An 18,921-nucleotide genomic window follows, 5' to 3' on the forward strand; every position below is an offset into this window, starting at 1 on the left:
CTCCCGGCGCCTTAGAAGCGCGTGTTGATCTCGAGCTGCAAGACGTCGATGTCGAACGGCGCGCCATACACCGCCTCGGTGCTCATCCAGCGGCCGGTGGCGTAGACGTTCTTCGCCAGACCGTAGTTGCCCCCGAGGATGTAGCCCTTGGCGTTGGTGCCGCCGAGGTGGAACGACGAGTCGTTGAAGCCGTCCGGCAAGGCATCCGGCTGGATGTACTTGTAGCCGGCGAACAGGTTCCAGTCGCCCTGTTTCTTCAGGTCCAGCGCGTTGCCGAGGGTGAACTGCACCATCCACGCATTGGCGCCGCTTTCGATGTTGCCGCTGCTGTCGAGGTTGTTGACCAGTTGCCCGGCCGAACGCTTGCGCATGTCGCCTTCGTCGTAGCCGAGGTTGTGGATGTAGTTGCCCTGGCTGCGCAGTTTGAAGTCGGCAGGCAGGTCGGCGTCCCAGACCAGGTTCAGGTCCAGCAGGTTGAACTCCGACGCCAGGCCGACGAATTGCGGCTGTGGCGTGGTGCTCGGGTTGAGCGGGTTCGGCGTGATGTCGCGCAGCAGGAACACGCTGTTGCCCTTTTGCATGAACGCCGCGCGGGTGCCGTCGCTGTCGCAGCCCGGCGCGCCGGCCCACGGCTCGCAAGGGCTGGAACGCTGGCCCTGAATGTCTTCGAAGCGGTAGTAGGCCAACGCGCCTTTCAGGCGGTTGTTGCTGTTGATCGCCCACTTGGCGCCGACCTGCGCGCCGTACAGCCACTTGTTGTCGCTTTCTTCCTTGTCGAAGCCGTTGCTGGTGGTGGTGTCGCTGGTGTAATCCACCGGGAACGCACCGACGGTGCCGAACACGCCCCAATCGCGGCTCAGTTTGTGGTCGAAAATCGCCGCCACACCATCGAAATTCAGGTCGTTGGAATACAGCATGTCGGTGGACATGAACGGGTTGCCGAAGCGGCCACCGGTCAGGGTCAGTTCATCCGACGGCTTCCAGGTCAGGTAACCCTGATCGAGCCAGATGTCCTTTTTGGCAAAACCGCCGCCGAGGCTCTGGGTGGTCGACACCGGGTTGTTGTCCGAGCCGGTGCCGATGCGGATGCCGGCAGTCCATTCGGGCGAAATCTGCGCCTTCATGCCCAGCCGCGCACGCAGGCGGAACAGGTTGGTGCGGTCTTCACGGGTGTTGAGCAACGGCGGCAACGCGGTGCTGCTGTTGGGGTTCACGTCGTACGGGCCGTTGTTGTTGAGCCGTGCGAAGTCGACGATTTCGTTGCTGTTGCTGCCGGAGTAGTAACGCGATTCGTCACGCAGGCGAATGTCGCCGTCGAAGCTGATGCGCGAAGGCCAGTCCGGGAAGGTGTTGGGCGCGGCCCAGTTTTCCTGCTTGGCGGTGGCCATGACTTCAGCCTTGACCTGATCGCGGATCTGGTCGCGCACCGCGGCCGGCACGTATTGCACCCGCACATCGCCCGGTGCGGCGACCGGCCCCGCCGCTACGGCAGTGGATGCCGCAGCCTGTTTGGCCTGGGCCGCTTCGTTCTGGGCCTGGGCGATCAAAGCGTCGGCCTTGTCCTGTTTCAGAATGCCCTGCTCGACCAGCAAGCGGATCAGATTGATCGTGGCGTTCTCCGAGGGCGCAGGCGCTGCCGCGGCCTGACCGACCAGGGTCGCGATGACCATGCCGACCGCCAGGGACAATCGATTCACGTTGGAAATCATCTGCACACAACTCCTTTTCATACAGCTTTATGAATTCGGTTAACCCGGACGCCGCCCTTGCAGGGACATGCGCACAGGCAAGGTGATGGAGGCCGGTGGCCGTTCGCTCAGGTGGGGCGCGTTACGCAACGCGGCCAGCACCTGACTGTCGATCTCGGGGTTGCCGCTGGACTTGACCAGTTCGACCCGGGTGATCTCGCCGACGCCGCTCAGCCACACATCGGCCTGCAGCGAGAACGCGAGGTTGCGCAGGTCCGGGTTCTCCCGAAGCAGCTTCTGAAAAGTGAACGCGAGGAACTGGCTGTAGGTGCCGTTGCCCACACGCCCACCACCGGCGCCGGCCATGCCGCCGCCCTTGCCCGCGCCGATGTTGAAGGCGTCGTTGCCGCTCTGGGCGTCGCCGTCCATTTGCATCGGGTTGGCCAGGTCGTCCGCCGGCGATGGCGGCGCTTCTTCCTCGGGTTTCACTTCCTGTGGCTCGGGCGTCGGCTCCGGCTCGACGACTTTTTCTTCCACCGGGGTTTCCGGCTCCGGCGGTTTTTCCGGCGGCGGAGGTGGCGGTGGCGGCAACGGAATGATCGTCGGCACTTTCGGCGCTTCCCGGCGGATGCCGCTCATGTCGTTGGCCCACTGCCACAGGAACCACGCGGCAAGTGCGCCGAGGATCAGCCCGACGCCCCACTTCACATAGCGCACTGGCGACTTCTTCACCGGCAGCGGTTCGATTGGCATCTGTGCAGTCATGACTCAGCCCTGCGTCGGTTTGCCGGTGACGAGACCGACCTGGGACAGTTCGAGCCGGCGCAACAGATCCAGCACTTCGATGACCTTCTGGTATTGCACCGTGGCGTCGCCGCGCACGATCACCGGGAAGTCCGGGTTCTGCGCTTTCTCGATGCGCAGGCGTTCTTCCAGCTCCGGCAGGGTCACCGGGTAGGCGTCGAGGAACACCTGGCCGCCGTCGTTGACCGAAATCGCCTTGGTCTTGGCCTCGGACAGCGACACTGCGGCGCTGGCCTTGGGCAGGTTGATCTGGATCCCGGAGACCTGCGCGGTGGCGGTGAGGATGAACATCACCAGCACCACCATCAGCACGTCCACCAGTGGCGTGATGTTGATGCTGTCCACCGCTGCATCTTCATCATCGTCGTGGGAGGCATTTACGGACGCCATGTCAGTGCTCCTCAGGCCGGTACGGAGTGGTTGGCGTGATGACCGCGCTGATGCGCCGCTTCACTGGACTGGCCTTCGCCGTGCATCTCCGCCAGACGGGTGATGAACTCGTCGACGAACACGCGCATGTCGGCGCTGACTTCCTTGTTGCGGGTGATCAGGCGGTTGTAGCCAAACAGCGCCGGTATCGCGACGAACAGGCCCATGGCCGTGGCCAGCAAGGCTGCGGCCATACCCGGGGCGATGGCGTTGATATTGACGTCGCCGGCCATGGCAGTGCCGAGGAACACCACCATGATCCCCAGCACGGTGCCGAGCAGGCCGATATACGGGCCGCCGGCGATGGCGTTGGACAGGGTCGAGAGTTTCGAGCTGAGCTGCTGGTTTTCCCGGGTGCGTACACCGTCCATGGAGCAGCGGATCGCTTCGATGGTCGCTGCAGAAACCGACGAGGTATCGGCGCCCTGTTCGCGGCGGGTGCGGATCTCTTTCACCGCCACTTGGTACAAGCGCCACAGCGGCGAGTGCTGTAAACGCTGGGCGAGTTGGGTGTCGTCGGCGAACATTTCCAGGCGAGTGCCGACCTTGGCGAACTGCACGCGGAAATCTTCGTTGGCAGCCGTCACGCGGCTGAGGGTGCGGTTCTTGCGCAGCATGATGATCCACGACTGGAACATCATCAGCACCAGCACCGCGATGATCACCCAGGCGTCTACCGGCACCGCGTTGAGCAGGAAACCGAGGCTGCCGAAACCGAAACCGGACTGTTCTTCATCGACGCCATAGGCGACCAGTTTCGACTCGGCGCCCTGGGAAGTGGCGTCGGCCAGCAACAGCGGTGCCGGACGGGCGACTTTCGACAGGCGCAGTTCGTCGATGGCGCCCACGAACGGCTGGAAAGGACCTTCGTGCAGGTCGGCGCCGATGGCCATGACCGAATTGAACGCCGGCATCGCTTGAGCCAGCGTCGCACCTTCACGACCGTTGATGTACAGCGTCACTTTCGAACCTTCAGCGGTCAGTGCGACGTGCTGCCATTGGCCCGGATTCAGCGGTTGTGTGGCCACGGCACGCTGGCCGTCGATTTCCACGAACGGTACACCTTGGTTCACACCGACCAGCAGGCTGTTGGTGCCTTCGCGGCGGGCCAGGATCAGTTGTTCGCCATTCGCCTGATCCAGTCGCAGCCAGGCACTGAAGGTGAAGACGCTGCCAGCGTTGTGCTGCAACGACGGACTAGCCGGCAACAGCAACGGCTGACCGCTGAACTGCAAGGCCCGCCCCACTACGCCGTCAATCGCGGCGCCGGTGGCGCTCTGCGCGGTGTTGCCGTAGGCGGTGGTGTCTTTCGCCGGGGTGCCGGTGGCGCCATCGAAGTGATAGAGCGCGGTGTAATTCGGATCGAACGTCAACTGGCCGTTGCCGGTGGCCGGCGCTTTCTGGTTGCCGTAGTACATCCAGATGTCCTGACGCTGGCCGCCCTCGACATTCGGCACATCGACCCAGATCAGCGCCATGCCCATCAGCGCGTCGAAGCTTTCGATCTGGTGGTTGAGCACGGTCTTGTCGTCGGCGGCGACAAAGCGCAGGTCCGAGCCGTCCTCTTTCACGCCGTCAAAGGTGAAGTTGCCGGTGTGCAGGCGCACCAGCAGCGCGGTGCGGCCGAGGGCCTGATTGATCCCGGCGCCTTGCGGCGTGGTGTCGACGGCGATCTGTTTGCGGTAGTGCCAGTCGTCCTGCCACCAGGCCTGAGCCGTGGCCGGGAGCACGAAGCCCAGGCAGATCAACAACGAAAGGAATAGGCGCTGCATGGAAAGTGCTCCTTGTTAGAAAGTGGCCTGTAGGTTGAAGTGCAGGCGCGATTCCTGTTTCGAGGTGTTCGGCCCTTCGAGTAGCGGGTAGCCCCAGTCGACGCTGCCGGACAGCCATTTGCTCAGGCTGGCGCGGGTGCCGAGGCCGACACTGGCCAGGGCGTAACTGGCGTCCTGGTCCGGCAGTTCGTCGCGCAGGTACAGTTGCGCGCCTTCGGCGAAGGCGTAGAAGCGCCAGTCCTGCATCCAGGTGCCGGCGTACCTGGCCAGCGACGGTGTGCGGACTTCCTGGCTGAGCAATACGCCGTCATCGCCGGTGCGTTCGGCGGCCAGATAACCGCGTACCGAAGTCGCGCCGCCGGCAGAGAATTGTTCGTTGGAAACCAATGGCCCCGACGCCAGCTGGAACGCGGCTTTGCTCGCGCTCTGCCAGTCGTTGTCGAAGGTCCAGGTGAAACTGGTATCGCCCTTGAGCACGGCAAAACTCGGCTTGGCGCGGTAGCGTTTGTAGTCGAATTCTTCGTCGGAGCTGCCGTAACCGAAGATGCTGCGGGTAGCCGCAACGAAGCTCAGGCCGAGGCCGAGCTGGCTTTTTTCGGTGTAGCGATAGCCGTTGTAGGCGAAGGTGAACGGCGCGTACTTCAGCGGCACCTTGTCGCTCTCACCGGACAGGGTCAGGCGTTCGTCGAAGTCCTTGAAGTCGATGCCGGCCGACAGCGAGTTCGACCAACTGCCGCTGGACGGGATGGTGTAGATCGCCGACACACCGTAGGAATGGCCCTTGCCGAGCACGTTGCTGCCGCCGATGGTGGCGACGTTGCTGTCGGACTGGTAACCGGAGAACTGCACGCTCCAGCGGTCGGTCAGCGGCGCGGTGTACGAGCCGGACCAGACCTTGGCGTTGTCGGTGTCCTGCGGCGCGGTGAAGTAGGTCAGGTTGATGCTGTGGCCGAGTTGCCAGAGGTTGTTGTAACCGAGGCTGGTGACGGCGCGGAGCTTTTCGGTGTCGGCGCTGTAGTCGTTGTTGAGGCCGACGCTGGCGGTCCACGGGTTCTGGTCCTCGACCTGCAGATCCACGTCCATGGTGCCGGGGCGCTGACCTTCGCGCACCAGCGGCATCACCTGCCGGCCCGGGGTCTTGTTGAGTTGCGCCAGTTCACCCTGGACCTTGGCGAAGTCCGGCACCTCGCCTTCCTTCAGCGCCGGGACGTTGTCGCGGATGTCCAGCGGCGAATAGTGTTTGGCGCCGACCACCCGCACCCGGCCGACCTTGGTCTCGCTGACTTGCAGATAGACGATGCCGTCGGCCACTGCCTGCTCCGGCAGTTCGACGAATACCGACTGGTAGCCGCGTTCCTGATAGACCTTCTGCAAGGCGTCCCGCGCGCCTTCGATGTCGCTCAGGGCTTTTTGCGGGCCGAGGAACGGGTACACCGCTTCTTCGATGGCCCGCGCATCGAGCACGGTGTTGCCGCGCACGAAGTATTCGTTGACGTCCACCAGACGCTGCGCACCTGCGTTTGCGGCCTCCTCGGCGAACGCCGGCTGCACGCCGGCCGTCACCAGCAGCCAGCCCCACAGCGCCAGCCGTGACGTGAAAATCTGCTCCACACTACCCCCTGAAATTCGCGATGACCTGTTGGCGTCTCGGCGCCCTGTGTATTGCGTCGGTTGCTGGCCGCCGTCAGTTGCTGACGTGCGGGGCGCAGGCGTGTTTGCCGAGCCAGGTGTGCAGCAGCGCGAAGTTCAAGGAGAACTCGGGCATTTGCAGCAAGGCACCGCAGAACACTTCGCCAATGATTTTCTGAATGAGCAGCACCGCACGGGGCTCGTTGAGCAGCGTGGCGATGTCGCGACTGAGGACGTTGTAGCTCCAGACTTTCTGGTTCAGGCCCAGGCCGACGAACCAGCGAAACAGCAGGTTGTAATTGAGTTGCTCGAACAGCTGCTGCTCGCTCGGCACCGAATACAACAGTTGCAGGAGCAGGATGTGCATGACCGTTTGCGCCGGGATCAGCATGCCGGGCTGGGCGTTGAGCTCGTGCAGGAGATCGGCGTGGGCGTCGAACAGGTCGTCGATCTGCGGGCGCAGCAGCACCAGCGAATGACCCGGCGGAATGTAGCTGGAAACCTCTTTCAAGGCGCCCTGCCAGTCATCCTGCGACACGATCCAGACCCACGGCGCGCCGTAGCGATACACCGAAACCGGCTTCTTGCGCGCGGCTTCGACGATCTTCGACAGGCGTTGATCGAGTTCCTGCATGCCCACTTTCGAGTAGCGTTCCATAGTCCCCATTGCCTCACTCCCGGCGTCCCGCCTCGGCTTGTGAAAAGCGCCCAAAGGGCCCCTCAAGCGCGTTACATAGGCATGACCGGACTGGCGATGTGCTACCGAACTTTTGTCATAAAAGCTTCATTACAGAATTTGATCGGGAAACGGCGGGCATAAAAAAACCTGTGGGAACTGGCTGGTTCCCACAGGCTTTCGTCGTGATTTAACGTCAGGAATAAACCGGCCAGGTATCGACGATCTTGCCGCCACGCACCGCCAGCAAATCACCAAACTGCAGCAACACTGCTTCGGTCTGGGTCGGCCGCAGAAAGACTTGATCCTCCACCGTCAGCCCCACGGCATTCGAACCGTTGACCATCTCCTGATTCGAACTGCGCCCGTAAACCCCATTGCTCTGCAGCCCCGGCGGCGATTCGAATTCGGCCATCCAGTTGCCGCCGTAGATGAAAAAGGTCTGGCGCTGGTTGGCGTCCCACCACGAAAACAGTTTCGACTTGTCATCCAGCGCCGGAATATTCACTGCACCCGTGCTTTTCAATACCGGCGTGGCGATGTACGTGGCAGGCACATGCTCCACCAGTGACGGCAAATCGTAATGAGTCGGCTTGAGCATCGCCGTGCCCACCGACACTTCACTGCTCAGGGTTTCGTTTTCATGCATGCGATAACTCGGGCTGCCGGCGGTGTTCAGGCACAAGCCGTCATGCCAGAGCGCCGGATATTGCTGCCGAGTAAAGTCGACGAAGCGCTGATAAATCACCATCACCTTGGCGAACAGTTCCTCGGGTGAACCGAGAACTCCCGGCACGCCCATGCCCACGAACGGGTCGTAACCCATGAACCCGGCGAACTCCAGGTGCTGCGGGTTGGCGGCGATCAGCGCGAGCATCTGCCCGAGCACGTTCAGATCGCTGACGCCGCCCCGGTGCAGGCCGACGTCCAGTTCGATGTTGATCCGCATCCGGGTGCCCAGTCCTTGGGCCAGCTCGAGGTATTGCTGCAGACGCTCGGGGTTGTCGATCAGCCATTGCAGTTGCTTCGCCGGGTCGAACGGGCCTTTGTGGGTCTGGTAGAACAGCTCGGCAGAACGGACCGGCAACGGCTTGCCAAGCAGGATGTCGGACTGCGGATAGACCTGCGCATCGTGATTGAGAAACGGCTGATGAAACGACATCAACCGTTGCGTCCCGGCCCGTTGGCCTATGTAGCTGAGCAGCCCCGGCGACGGCAGCGATTTCTCCACCAGTCGCAGGTGTTTGCCGCTGCGTTTCACCGACCCCATCACGACGTCGATGTTGTGGTCGAGGCGATCCAGATCGATCAACAACACCGGTCGCATCGGGCCTTTGGTCTTGAGCTCGTTGTTCAGCGCCCGGAAATATTCACTGTAAGGCCCGCCGCGATCCCCCGGCCGCAGCCATGCGCCAACGCCCACCAGCAAAGCGCCGACACCCAAGGTCCCGAGCACGAAATTGCGTCGATTGACCGCCATCAGCTCACCCCCAGAATCGATGACAGATGCCCGTTGAGAAACTTGCCGCTCGGGTCCAGCGCCTGGCGTACCTGAATGAATTCCTGCCAGCGCGGGTACAACGTCTGCAAGGTCCGGGCATTGAGCGTGTGCAACTTGCCCCAGTGCGGGCGGCCGTTGTACTTCCAGAAGATCGGCTCGACGGCGGCGAAGAAGTTGTGATGATCCATCTGATAATGCTGGTGGACCGAGATCGAGCAGCTGTCGCGGCCCTCGAACATGCTCAAAGGAATGTCGTCGGCCTTGACGTAGCGATACTCGATGGGAAACCAGGTGCGCAGGTCCTTGTCGCGGATCAGTTTGAGAATCTCGCGCAGGCACGCCGGGCCATGTTCGGCGGGTACCGAGTATTCCATCTCGTTGAAGCGCACGGTGCGCACGTTGGCGTAGATGTCGAACGAGTCGCCCACCCGATCCTCGAAACTCGCCAGATGCCGCAGGCTGTTGAGCAGCGAACTGCGCAGACCCGGGAAGTCGCTGCCGTACTTGTCGATCTTCTCGATCAGGGTCACGAACTCGTTGCCGCCCTCCTCTTCGGGCGGGATCGGCGGCGTGGCCGGGTCGGTGGTTTCGTTGAGAGCGATGGACAAGGCGTAGTCGGAATGGGTGACGACGAGCATTTCCCAGTGCTGGTTTTCCGATGTGTTCTTGTCGATGTCTTCCAGCAGTTCTTCGGTCTTGGCGATCCATTGGCGTTCGCGCAGACGGTAGGCCGGGCGGTTTTGCAGGCGGATTTTGGTGGCCACACCCAATGCGCCGAGGGACACCCGGGCGGCGTTGAACACTTCGGGATGACGCTGGCTGTCACAATCCAGCACCTCGCCGCTGGCGGTCACCAGTTGCATGCCGCAGACGTGGGCGGAATAGGACTGAAAGGTTTTGCCGGTGCCGTGAGTCGAGGTGGAAATCGCTCCGGCGAGGGTCTGATAGTCGATGTCGGCCATGTTCTGCAGGGCCTGGCCGACGTTCTTGAGCGGTACGCCCATACGCGACATCGGTGTGCCGGCGGCGAATTCGGCTTGCAGGGTTTTCGGGTCGTGATCGAGCAGACCGTTGAAGTAGCTCAGCGACAGCAGAGTGCCGTCGGTGGGCACCAGCGCACTGAAGGAATGCGCCGAGCCGACCGGGCGAATCTTGCCCGGTGCCTGCCGGATCACTGCCGTCAGTTCATCCAGGTTCTTGGGCGCCACCCGCGCCGCCGGCAGGCAACTCTGGCCGCCCGACCAGTTGCGCCACGGGATCAACCGGGGCGCGCGCATCAATTGGCCCAAGGCCGGATTCGTCGCCAGCGCACTGAAAGCGCCGACGATGCTTGCCCGTTGCAACAGCTGACGTCGAGTCAGATCCATCGTCATGCGCGCACCCTTATTGTGGCAGCGGCTGATCGGCCATGAAGCCGATCAACTGAAGGAATTGTTCTTCCGAGCATTCGACGCACTGGCCCATCGGCGGCATGCCGTTGTAGCCGTTGATGGCGTGGTCGAGCAGCGTGTCCGCGCCCTGCTGGATGCGTGGTTCCCAGGCCTTGCGGTCGCCGGTCAGCGGCGCATTCGCGGCGGGGTTGGCGTGACAGAGCTGGCAGCTGTTGGCGTAGATCTGCGCCAGCGCCGGGTCTTTGGGAATGGCGTTGTTGGTGCTGGCCGGGGGTTTGGGGTCTTCGCCACAGCCGGCCAGTGCAGCGGCCAGCATCAGCGGCAACATGATTCGGGATGCCCGCATAACGATCCTCGCGTGGGGTGCCACTTATTGTTGTGATCACACCTTAAGGCAGCGACTGCGGCGAGTTGAGGGCATTGCGGGCCAGCGAAGGGGGCATCCGGGGACAGCCAGGATGCGGCTCGGCATCGGCTAAACGGTGGGAATCCTGCTGAGCCCTCTGCCCTGCGCCTTTGCGTGACATTCGCGTGACATTTGCGGGTTTAAATTTCGGCGCATTCAGGCGTATAACCTGTACAGACTTTTCAATTGGCAAGCAGGGTAGCGACATGACCACAGCAAACATCCTTGGCAATCTGTTCCCTTCTGTCAGCGACATCCCGGAAAGATATCGCCTCGACGGTCAGGTCGAACAACGCGAATACCTGGTCGATGGCGAGTTGCGCCGTTGGAACGGCCCGCTCGCCACCGTGCGCAGCCCGGTCTATCTGCATGGCGAAAACGGCGATGAACAAGTGATCCTCGGCAGCACGCCGCTGCTGGACGCCGACACCGCCCTCACCGCCCTCGACGCCGCCGTCCGCGCCTATGACCGGGGCCAGGGCCTGTGGCCGACCATGCGCGTGGCCGAACGTATCCAGCACGTCGAAGCCTTCCTCGGACGCATGCGCCAACAGCGCGACGCCGTGGTGAAACTGCTGATGTGGGAAATCGGCAAGAACCTCAAGGACTCGGAAAAAGAGTTCGACCGCACCTGCGACTACATCGTCGACACCATCAATGCGCTGAAAGAACTCGACCGCCGCTCCAGCCGTTTCGAGCTGGAACAGGACACCCTCGGCCAGATCCGCCGCGTACCGCTTGGCGTGGCGCTGTGCATGGGGCCTTACAACTATCCGTTGAACGAAACCTTCACCACGCTGATTCCGGCGCTGATCATGGGCAACACCGTGGTGTTCAAACCGGCCAAGCTCGGCGTGCTGCTGATCCGTCCACTGCTTGAGGCTTTCCGCGACAGCTTCCCGACCGGCGTGATCAACGTGATCTACGGCAGCGGCCGCGAGACCGTCAGTGCACTGATGGCCAGCGGCAAGATCGACATCTTCGCGTTCATCGGCACCAACAAGGCCGCCAGCGACCTGAAGAAACTGCACCCGAAACCACACCGTTTGCGCGCCGCGCTGGGGCTGGATGCGAAGAACCCCGGCATCGTGCTGCCCGAGGTGGATCTGGACAACGCGGTCAGCGAAGCGGTCACCGGCTCCCTGTCGTTCAACGGCCAGCGCTGCACTGCGTTGAAAATCCTCTTCGTGCATGAAGACGTGGTCGAAAGCTTCATCGAGAAATTCAACGCCAAACTGGCCAGCCTCAAACCGGGCATGCCGTGGGACAGCGGTGTGTCGCTGACGCCGCTGCCGGAGTCGGGCAAGGTCGATTACTTGCATGGTCTGGTGGCCGATGCCCAGAGCAAAGGCGCTCAGGTGGTCAACCCGAATGGCGGCGAGTCGCGGGAATCGTTCTTCTATCCGGCGGTGCTGTACCCGGTGACGCCGCAGATGCGCGTGTATCAGGAAGAACAGTTCGGCCCGGTGGTGCCGATCGTGCCGTACCGTCACCTCGATACCGTGATCGACTACGTACTGGAGTCGGACTTCGGCCAGCAACTGAGCATCTTCGGCACCAACCCGGTAGCGGTCGGCCGTTTGGTCGACACCTTCGCCAACCAGGTCGGGCGGATCAACCTCAATGCCCAGTGCCAGCGTGGCCCGGACACCTACCCGTTCAACGGGCGCAAGAACTCCGCCGAGGGCACGCTGTCGGTACACGATGCGCTGCGGGTGTTTTCGATCCGTACGCTGGTGGCGACCAAGTTCCAGGAACCCAACAAGGATCTGATCAGCGAAATCATTCGCGGACGCGATTCGAACTTCATCGCCACCGATTACATCTTCTGAGGAGGAATCACCGCTGAGCACTTTCAGCCCTCACCGCTGGCCGCCGCTGTTGCGGCGGATTCTGCGGCCGCTGCTGGACCCGTACCGTCGTTACCGGCACGCGCGGTTGATTCATGCGGTGCGGGTGGCACTGGGGTTGCTGGCGACAATCCTGCTGACCACCGGCATCAACCTGCCCCACGGCGAATGGGCGTCGGTGACCATGCTGGTAGTGATCGGCGGCTTGCAGCACCACGGCAACATCGGCAAGAAGGCCGCCGAACGCGCCACCGGCACCTTGATCGGTGCCGGCGTCGGTCTGTTGCTGGTGGCGCAACAGGCGTGGCTGGGGATGCCGTGGCTGACCTATTTCGCGATGGCGGTGGTGTGCGGATTCTTCTCGTATCACGCCATCGGCAAGGGTGGCTATACCGCCCTGCTCTCGGCCATCACCGTCTTCATTGTCGCCGGGCATGGCGACAACCCGATCACCGACGGGCTGTGGCGCGGGGTCGATATCCTGATCGGTATCGCCCTGGCCCTGGCTTTTTCCTTCGCCCTGCCGCTGTACGCGGTGTATTCGTGGCGCTACAACCTGGCCGATGCGTTGCGCGACTGCGCCACGGTGTACGGGCGGATCATCAGCGGTGAGCCGGTTTCCGCCGATGAACATCTGAAACTGATGGGCCGGTTGAACACGGTGATGGTGCAACTGCGTTCGCTGATGCCGTCGGTGTCCAAGGAGGTGAAGGTCTCGATGACCGAACTGGACGCGATCCAGCGCAACCTGCGCATGTGCATCAGCACCTTGGAAATCCTCGGCAATACCCGGCCGGACACCAACGACCCTGAAGCGATGGCGCATCTGCAATCGGCCTTGAAGGCCGAGCACCGGCAGATCCGTGTGCAACTGATCGGCATGGCCCGGGCCTTGAAAACCGGTGCGACTCAGCGCCTCGGGCGCCCGGTGGAATTGCCGGATGCCAGCCTCGACGCGCCGGTTTACAGTCCGTTGGACGGTTATCGGCTGCTGACCCGGCAACTGGCGTCCAACATCGGCGAGATGCGCCAGCGCCTGGCGAAAACCGCGCCGCGCTGGAACATTTGAGGTTACTGCGCCGCCAACCGTCGCGACTTGAAACCCCAGCCCTGTTGCATTCCAGCGGCGGCCAGCAGGATTGCCGCTACGCCGATCCATTGCAGGGTCTGCAGTTGATGGCCAAAGGCAAACCAGTCGACAAAAATCGCCGCAATCGGATAGATGAACGACAGTGCGCCGGTCAGTGCCGTCGGCAGTTTCTGGATCGCGCCGTAGAGCAACACGTACATCAGACCGGTGTGGACGATGCCCAGCGTGACCAGACTGGCCCAGGCACTCGGTGCCTGTGGCAGCGCGTTCAAGTGGGCGAACGGTGCCAGCAGCAACGCACCAGTGCAGACCTGGATCAGCGCGATCAGGTGTGGCGGCGTGCCAGTCAGTCGCTTGATGATCAACGCGGCGATGGCGTACAGAAACGCCGCCCCCAGTGCCAGCGCGATGCCCATCAGGTAATCATTGCCGCCCTCGCCTTGGCCGCCGTGGGCACTGACGATGGCCAGCATTCCCATAAACGAAATCGCCAGCCAGAACAGCTTTTGCAGGGTGATCTTCTCCCCCAGAAACAGCGCCGCCAATCCCACCAGCATGAACGGCTGCACGTTGTATACCGCCGTGCCGATGGCAATCGAGGCCCGTGAATAGGAGGCGAACAACAGCACCCAGTTGCCGACGATTGCCATGCCGCTGAGCACGGCCAGCAGGAACGTCGTACGGGTCAGAATGCCCGGGCGCAAGAAGCCGAAGGCGGCGCAAATCAGCAATAACGTCCCGGCACCGAATACGCAGCGCCAGAACACCACATCCAGCACCGGTTGCCCGGACACCAGCACAAACCAGCCGATCGTCCCGGATATCAGCATGGCAGCGGTCATTTCGAATGAGCCGCGACGGATTGTTTTGTCCATCATCAATCTCCTTAATGTGTGGCAAAAGTATGCCAAGCGGGACCGGAGCTTCTCCAGCGCAAAAAGCAGGCTAAACTCGATTTCTGCCTTTTTTATCAAGGGTAGTTAGCGTCATTCGCCTAATGCGGGAGTTATTTGTATGACCGACGATATCGACCAGATCCTGATCGGAGCCTTGATGGAAGACTCCCGCCGTTCGCTCAAGGCCCTGGCGCAGATCAGCGGGTTGTCCTCACCGAGCGTGGCCGAGCGCTTGCGGCGGCTGGAAGAGCGCGGCGTGCTCAAGGGCTATACCGTGGAGATCGACCCGAAGTGCTTCGGTTACCAGTTGCAGGCGATTGTCCGCGTGCGGCCGTTGCCGGGACAGTTGCAGGAAGTGGAACGGCAGATCTTGTCGATTCCCGAGTTCACCGAGTGTGACAAGGTTACCGGCGAGGATTGTTTTATCGCCCGTCTGCATGTGCGTTCGATGGAGCAGCTGGATACCTTGCTCGATCGACTCAATACACTGGCCGAAACCAACACCGCGATCGTCAAGAAGACCCCTGTCAAGCGACGATTGCCGCCGATGGCGTGAGCGGCGTAGATTGCTTTTTTTCCAGCGAAGGATTCGCGGCATGAAAGTTCAGGTAGTGATACTGGCGGCATTGATGCTGACAGGTTGCGGAACCATACAGACCGTGGCGCTCAGCGATAAAACGAACGTCGATCAGTTGAAGGCGAAAAAAACCTACTGTGGTGCCGTACCGCGCATTTATAGCGGCGTGACGTACGACTTCTGCATGCTGCACGCCGAAAAACCGGATGACGTCGATGCGTTCAACTACAAGAACCCGTCTCTGGGGCTGGTGGTTGATGGCGCCGTTTCCGGGGTGCTGGATACATTTCTGTTGCCCTACACCATTTACAAGCAGCACGCCGATGGCAGCATGATCATCAACTGATCACGTTTTTGCAGACAACAAAAAACCCGCTTTCGCGGGTTTCTTGTTTATAGCGGTGTAGCGATCAGTCGTCGCGGCTCATGATGCCGAAGATCTGCAACAGGCTGATGAACAGGTTGTAGATCGATACATACAGGCTGATGGTCGCCATGATGTAGTTGCGCTCGCCGCCGTGGATGATGGCGCTGGTCTGGAACAGGATGCAGACCGACGAGAACAGCACGAAACCTGCGCTGATCGCCAGTTGCAGGCCGCTGATCTGGAAGAACATGCTCGCCAGCGTCGCACCCAGCAACACGAAGAAACCGGCGGTGATGAAGCCACCGAGGAAGCTCATGTCCTTGCGGGTGATCAGCACGTAGGCCGACAGGCCACCGAACACCAGTGCAGTCATCGCGAACGCGGAGCTGACCACTTCAGCGCCGCCCTGCATGCCCAGGTAACGGTTGAGGATCGGGCCGAGCAGGAAACCCATGAAACCGGTCAGGGCAAACGCCGACACCAGGCCCCAGGCCGAATCACGGAGTTTGTTGGTGAGGAAGAACAAGCCGTAGAAACCGATCAGCACCACGAAAATATTCGGGTAGCCGACACGCATCTGCTGGGCCACGAAAGCCATCACACCGCTGAAAGCGAGGGTGAGCGCCAGCAAGCCGTATGTGTTGCGCAGGACGCGGCTAACCTCTAGCTGCTCAGCCTGCACGCTGTTGTGAACTGCGTAATCCTGTTCGCGCATGGCGACACTCCTGTTGGTTTGAAACGTTCAGTCGCAAAGATGATAACAGACGCTCTGTAACAAGCCATGCACAGAGTTTGACAGTGTGTTTCATTCAGGTATTATGGCGCCCGCAACGCAACGGAGGTGTGGCCGAGTGGTTTAAGGCAACGGTCTTGAAAACCGTCGACTGTAACAGGTCCATGAGTTCGAATCCCATCGCCTCCGCCATATTTGATACGACAAAGCCCTGATTATTCGGGGCTTTGTCGTTTCTGGGGTTCTGAAAAATCCGAACCAATCAGGAAGCGTTCCATAACTGTTATGGGCGCCTCAGTGACGCGCCAACGGGATACCGGCCGCTTCAGGCTCCCGATTCAGGATCGCTGGCAGGCATGCCGCGAGGCTCTTTTACATCAACGTCCTGGCTGTAAGACACGTCAGACGCCGCAGGCTTGCAGGCTCCTTCTCCGCTCCCGGGTTCCGGTTGTTCTGTAGAGACAGAGTTCGTCGCTGCCACGTCCGTCATGTCTTCATCAAGCGGTGCTTCGTCATCGGGCGGCAATGGCACTTCGGCCTTTTTGTACCTCGGGTCATGCCCGGTTTCGTTGTCGGTCGTGCGTGTCACGGCCTGCTGCGACTGGTTGCCTGGTGCATTTTCGTCGATGTCCATGATGCCTCTCCATATCAGTGCGCGGGATTGCGTGCTTGAACGTGAGAGAACCTGAGTACCTGTGAGTGCCTTCCGTTGGACGAATGGCAGGCGATGAAGTCTGTGGTAACCCCATTTTTGCAACGCTGAATAACGGGTATGCATGTCGTACCTGTTGCGAAGTTGCGCAACCAGTCATCAACCCAAGCCCTGACTATTCAGGGTGTGTCGTTTCCCGAGTGCGCTTTCTGTAGCGCCATTTCTATATCGTTTCCGCATCCTTCAGCGGTTTGCGCAACCCTCCCGTTTCGACACATACCAGACGCTCACCCTCCTGACTTGATGGGGAGTGCCGGCTTCGGTATTCGCCCGGCGTCATGCCCGTCCAACCCTTGAAGGCGCGCAGAAATGAGTTGGCGTCCTGGAAGCCAATCAAGAAAGAAATCTCTCCTGGAGAAAGGGTCGAGCAAGAGAGGTAATAACATGCCAGGTCTTTTCGCGTGTCGTTGAGCACGTCCTGGTAACTCAGGTCTACCTCTGCCAGGTGGCGTTGCAGTGAACGCTTGCTCATCGCCAGACGGTGGGAAACATCCTGAATGTTGCTCCGACCGCTCGGCAACATGTCGAGCAGCGCACCTTTGACCCGTTCGCGGATGCTGGCTCCGGTCTCCAGCATTGAAAGTCTCATCTGCAGCTCAGGTTCGAAGAACTGCCACATGGAGAGGTTCTCCGTCAAAAATGGACGAGCAGCATCTTCTGCCGAGAAGCGAATCCGGTTACGGCTGCCTTGTTGCAGGCGACAGCCAAGGAAATCTTCGCAAGACCTTGCCTGGTTCGGTGGCGCCACCAACTCTGCCTCTAATGGGACAATTTCCCGCCGTGTGGCAAGACGCGCCAACCGAGTAAGGAAAACCAGCTCCATGGCACAGAGGCTACGTGGCAACGGAGCGTCGTAACCATAACATTCGATGAAAACATCTGTATGCGTATCGCGAACCGCGACTTCCAGTGCCAGAGGACCAATGAGGCGTTTGTACTCGGCAAGCCGATTGAGGGCGACATTGAAATCCGGACTGCACAGGCAGGCAAAAAGAGACGGATCGAAGGCTTCAACCGAAATCGCGCCACCAAGTCGAAGAGGCAGTTGCGACTCGCCGACCATCTGCTCAAGGCTCAGGAACAGTCGAAAATACTCGGGCGGCGATAATGTCGCATCCTTGCGGCTGAACAAGTCGGCGGGTAACTCGGCCAGTGCCAGCAGGTCCCCGGCTGTTAACTCCAAGTCGGAAATGATCACTTTCCACCCCGGGTGTACAGCAAAATGCCTTGCTTGTTTCATTGTCGCGACTTCCCTTGGAAATCAGATCAGGATTATCGGTAAGGTGGAACACTGATTTGCACAGGCGATACCCCCGGCTTTTCTCAGGATGTCTTTTCCATCGCCTGACGCGACACTTTGAGCACAGTGCTGCGAGGAAGCAAAGGAACGATCCATTCGAGCAAGACTCGCAACTTGCATTCATTAAAGGCAACCAGCTTACCGCGCTCCATGGCCCTATAACCGCAGAGTGCTACGGATTCCGCCGTCCTGGCGCTTTTCCAGATATCGACACCCTGCAAATCACCCGCTGCGACGAATCCGGTCGCAACCGCACCCGGGCACAATACCGTGGCAGTCACACCGTACTCTTTTACTTCCTCGGCGATAGCTTGAGTAAAGGAAGTAACGTAAGCCTTCGTTGCGTAGTACACCGCCTGCAGCGGTCCCGGCATGAACGATGCGGTCGATGAAACATTCAAAATTTGCCCACTTCGACGCGAAACCATTCCCTTAAGGTAATGATGGGTCAGGGCGGTAAGCGCCACCATGTTCACCTGCATCATGGCCTGATCATTACCGAGATCGCGATCGACAAACTTTCCGTGCCCTCCGAAGCCAGCGTTGTTAATCAGAACATCGATGCACAATCCCAAGGACTCAGTGACGGCAAAGATACGATTCGCTGCGTCCGGATCGGTCAGATCCTCCACTATGACGTGCGCCTTGACGCCGTACTTGGCCTGAAGATCCGTTTTTATGGATTCCAGCTTGTCGCGCGAACGCGCAACCAGGACGACATCGCCACGCTTGCTTGCATGGATGCGCGCCAGCTCCAGCCCGATACCGCTTGAGGCGCCTGTAATCAATGCAGTCTGAGCGTTCATGACATCTCCGGGTTTAAGATCAAACAAATGGGTAAGAAGATGTTAAACACTGACCCGCCTGCAGGAACTGGCAAATGACGCCATCTCTAATTCCGATCATGCCAATTTTCTATAGAAAAGCAGACCGGAATATTGGCGCGCCTGCACATCAAGTAATAAAGGGGACTCCCATTAGCCGGTCTCAAGTCAAGGTTAAAAGCCACCACGCCCTGCAGTTTTCAACTGCAGGGTTTGCTCTTTTACTCAACCTGATCGGTTGAACCCGTCGAGCCCGTTTTCTCATTACTAGCTACG

At 60.6% G+C, this 18,921-nt stretch carries 18 protein-coding genes and 1 tRNA gene; 5 read left to right on the forward strand and 14 right to left on the reverse strand.

The window, feature by feature from the left end; all coding sequences use genetic code 11:
- Positions 1 to 11 precede the first annotated feature (11 nt).
- The 9 genes from DXT77_RS00820 to DXT77_RS00860 all read right to left on the reverse strand — a co-directional run bounded on the left by DXT77_RS00820 (position 12) and on the right by DXT77_RS00860 (position 10,236).
- Positions 12 to 1,709: a putative porin gene (locus DXT77_RS00820; RefSeq protein ID WP_119426243.1), complete on the reverse strand. Its 1,698-nt coding sequence runs from the start codon at positions 1,707 to 1,709 to the stop codon at positions 12 to 14.
- A gap of 39 nt (positions 1,710 to 1,748) precedes the next feature.
- Positions 1,749 to 2,453 (reverse strand): energy transducer TonB, encoded by a 705-nt coding sequence (locus tag DXT77_RS00825; RefSeq protein ID WP_119426244.1) that lies wholly within the window; start codon positions 2,451 to 2,453, stop codon positions 1,749 to 1,751.
- Positions 2,454 to 2,456: 3 nt separating this feature from the next.
- On the reverse strand, positions 2,457 to 2,882 hold the full coding sequence (locus DXT77_RS00830) for a biopolymer transporter ExbD (protein ID WP_007955109.1): 426 nt from the start codon (positions 2,880 to 2,882) through the stop codon (positions 2,457 to 2,459).
- An 11-nt stretch (positions 2,883 to 2,893) separates the two neighbouring features.
- Positions 2,894 to 4,693, reverse strand: a complete 1,800-nt coding sequence (locus tag DXT77_RS00835) for a DUF2341 domain-containing protein (RefSeq protein WP_119426245.1) — start codon at positions 4,691 to 4,693, stop codon at positions 2,894 to 2,896.
- Between the two features lie 15 nt (positions 4,694 to 4,708).
- Positions 4,709 to 6,304, reverse strand: coding sequence for a ShlB/FhaC/HecB family hemolysin secretion/activation protein (locus tag DXT77_RS00840; protein WP_119426246.1), 1,596 nt, complete (start codon positions 6,302 to 6,304; stop codon positions 4,709 to 4,711).
- A gap of 73 nt (positions 6,305 to 6,377) precedes the next feature.
- On the reverse strand, positions 6,378 to 6,989 hold the full coding sequence (locus tag DXT77_RS00845) for a transposase (protein ID WP_114882629.1): 612 nt from the start codon (positions 6,987 to 6,989) through the stop codon (positions 6,378 to 6,380).
- A gap of 205 nt (positions 6,990 to 7,194) precedes the next feature.
- Positions 7,195 to 8,403 (reverse strand): DSD1 family PLP-dependent enzyme, encoded by a 1,209-nt coding sequence (locus tag DXT77_RS00850; RefSeq protein ID WP_178083427.1) that lies wholly within the window; start codon positions 8,401 to 8,403, stop codon positions 7,195 to 7,197.
- Positions 8,404 to 8,477: 74 nt separating this feature from the next.
- A complete protein-coding gene (locus DXT77_RS00855; protein WP_178083428.1) occupies positions 8,478 to 9,806 on the reverse strand; it encodes a D-arabinono-1,4-lactone oxidase in 1,329 nt (442 codons plus the stop codon).
- Between the two features lie 76 nt (positions 9,807 to 9,882).
- Entirely contained in the window at positions 9,883 to 10,236 is a 354-nt protein-coding gene (locus DXT77_RS00860; RefSeq protein WP_119426249.1) for a cytochrome c5 family protein, read from the reverse strand.
- Positions 10,237 to 10,502: 266 nt separating this feature from the next.
- On the opposite strand from DXT77_RS00860, the gene DXT77_RS00865 reads away from it, so the two are divergent.
- Both DXT77_RS00865 and DXT77_RS00870 read left to right on the forward strand, forming a co-directional pair.
- Positions 10,503 to 12,128, forward strand: a complete 1,626-nt coding sequence (locus DXT77_RS00865; RefSeq protein WP_119426250.1) for an NADP-dependent glyceraldehyde-3-phosphate dehydrogenase — start codon at positions 10,503 to 10,505, stop codon at positions 12,126 to 12,128.
- Between the two features lie 46 nt (positions 12,129 to 12,174).
- Positions 12,175 to 13,215, forward strand: coding sequence for an FUSC family protein (locus DXT77_RS00870; RefSeq protein WP_178083429.1), 1,041 nt, complete (start codon positions 12,175 to 12,177; stop codon positions 13,213 to 13,215).
- Positions 13,216 to 13,217: 2 nt separating this feature from the next.
- On the opposite strand, the gene DXT77_RS00875 is transcribed toward DXT77_RS00870, so the two are convergent.
- The gene (locus DXT77_RS00875; protein WP_119426251.1) at positions 13,218 to 14,111 is read right to left on the reverse strand and encodes a DMT family transporter; all 894 of its coding nucleotides are present in this window, start codon (positions 14,109 to 14,111) and stop codon (positions 13,218 to 13,220) included.
- Positions 14,112 to 14,250: 139 nt separating this feature from the next.
- Here DXT77_RS00875 and DXT77_RS00880 point away from each other — a divergent pair, with 139 nt between their 5' ends.
- Positions 14,251 to 14,688, forward strand: coding sequence for an Lrp/AsnC family transcriptional regulator (locus DXT77_RS00880; RefSeq protein WP_064381847.1), 438 nt, complete (start codon positions 14,251 to 14,253; stop codon positions 14,686 to 14,688).
- 40 nt (positions 14,689 to 14,728) lie between these two features.
- Entirely contained in the window at positions 14,729 to 15,055 is a 327-nt protein-coding gene (locus tag DXT77_RS00885) for a YceK/YidQ family lipoprotein (RefSeq protein WP_119426252.1), read from the forward strand.
- Positions 15,056 to 15,119: 64 nt separating this feature from the next.
- Here DXT77_RS00885 and DXT77_RS00890 read toward each other — a convergent pair whose 3' ends face one another.
- Positions 15,120 to 15,791 carry a Bax inhibitor-1/YccA family protein gene (locus DXT77_RS00890; protein ID WP_027613775.1) on the reverse strand — a complete coding sequence of 224 codons (672 nt, stop codon included), beginning with the start codon at positions 15,789 to 15,791 and terminating at the stop codon, positions 15,120 to 15,122.
- A 122-nt stretch (positions 15,792 to 15,913) separates the two neighbouring features.
- On the opposite strand from DXT77_RS00890, the gene DXT77_RS00895 reads away from it, so the two are divergent.
- Positions 15,914 to 16,001 (forward strand) — tRNA-Ser (locus DXT77_RS00895).
- A 133-nt stretch (positions 16,002 to 16,134) separates the two neighbouring features.
- Here the strand turns inward: DXT77_RS00895 and DXT77_RS30300 are convergent.
- From DXT77_RS30300 to DXT77_RS00910, 3 genes are all read right to left on the reverse strand, one after another.
- On the reverse strand, positions 16,135 to 16,443 hold the full coding sequence (locus DXT77_RS30300) for a hypothetical protein (protein ID WP_119426253.1): 309 nt from the start codon (positions 16,441 to 16,443) through the stop codon (positions 16,135 to 16,137).
- A gap of 241 nt (positions 16,444 to 16,684) precedes the next feature.
- Positions 16,685 to 17,761, reverse strand: a complete 1,077-nt coding sequence (locus DXT77_RS00905) for an AraC family transcriptional regulator (protein ID WP_119426254.1) — start codon at positions 17,759 to 17,761, stop codon at positions 16,685 to 16,687.
- An 83-nt stretch (positions 17,762 to 17,844) separates the two neighbouring features.
- Positions 17,845 to 18,627 carry an SDR family oxidoreductase gene (locus DXT77_RS00910; RefSeq protein WP_119426255.1) on the reverse strand — a complete coding sequence of 261 codons (783 nt, stop codon included), beginning with the start codon at positions 18,625 to 18,627 and terminating at the stop codon, positions 17,845 to 17,847.
- Between the last annotated feature and the right edge of the window lie 294 nt (positions 18,628 to 18,921).

This window comes from Pseudomonas sp. 91RF (assembly GCF_003576265.1).
GTDB classification, from domain to species: domain Bacteria; phylum Pseudomonadota; class Gammaproteobacteria; order Pseudomonadales; family Pseudomonadaceae; genus Aquipseudomonas; species Aquipseudomonas kribbensis.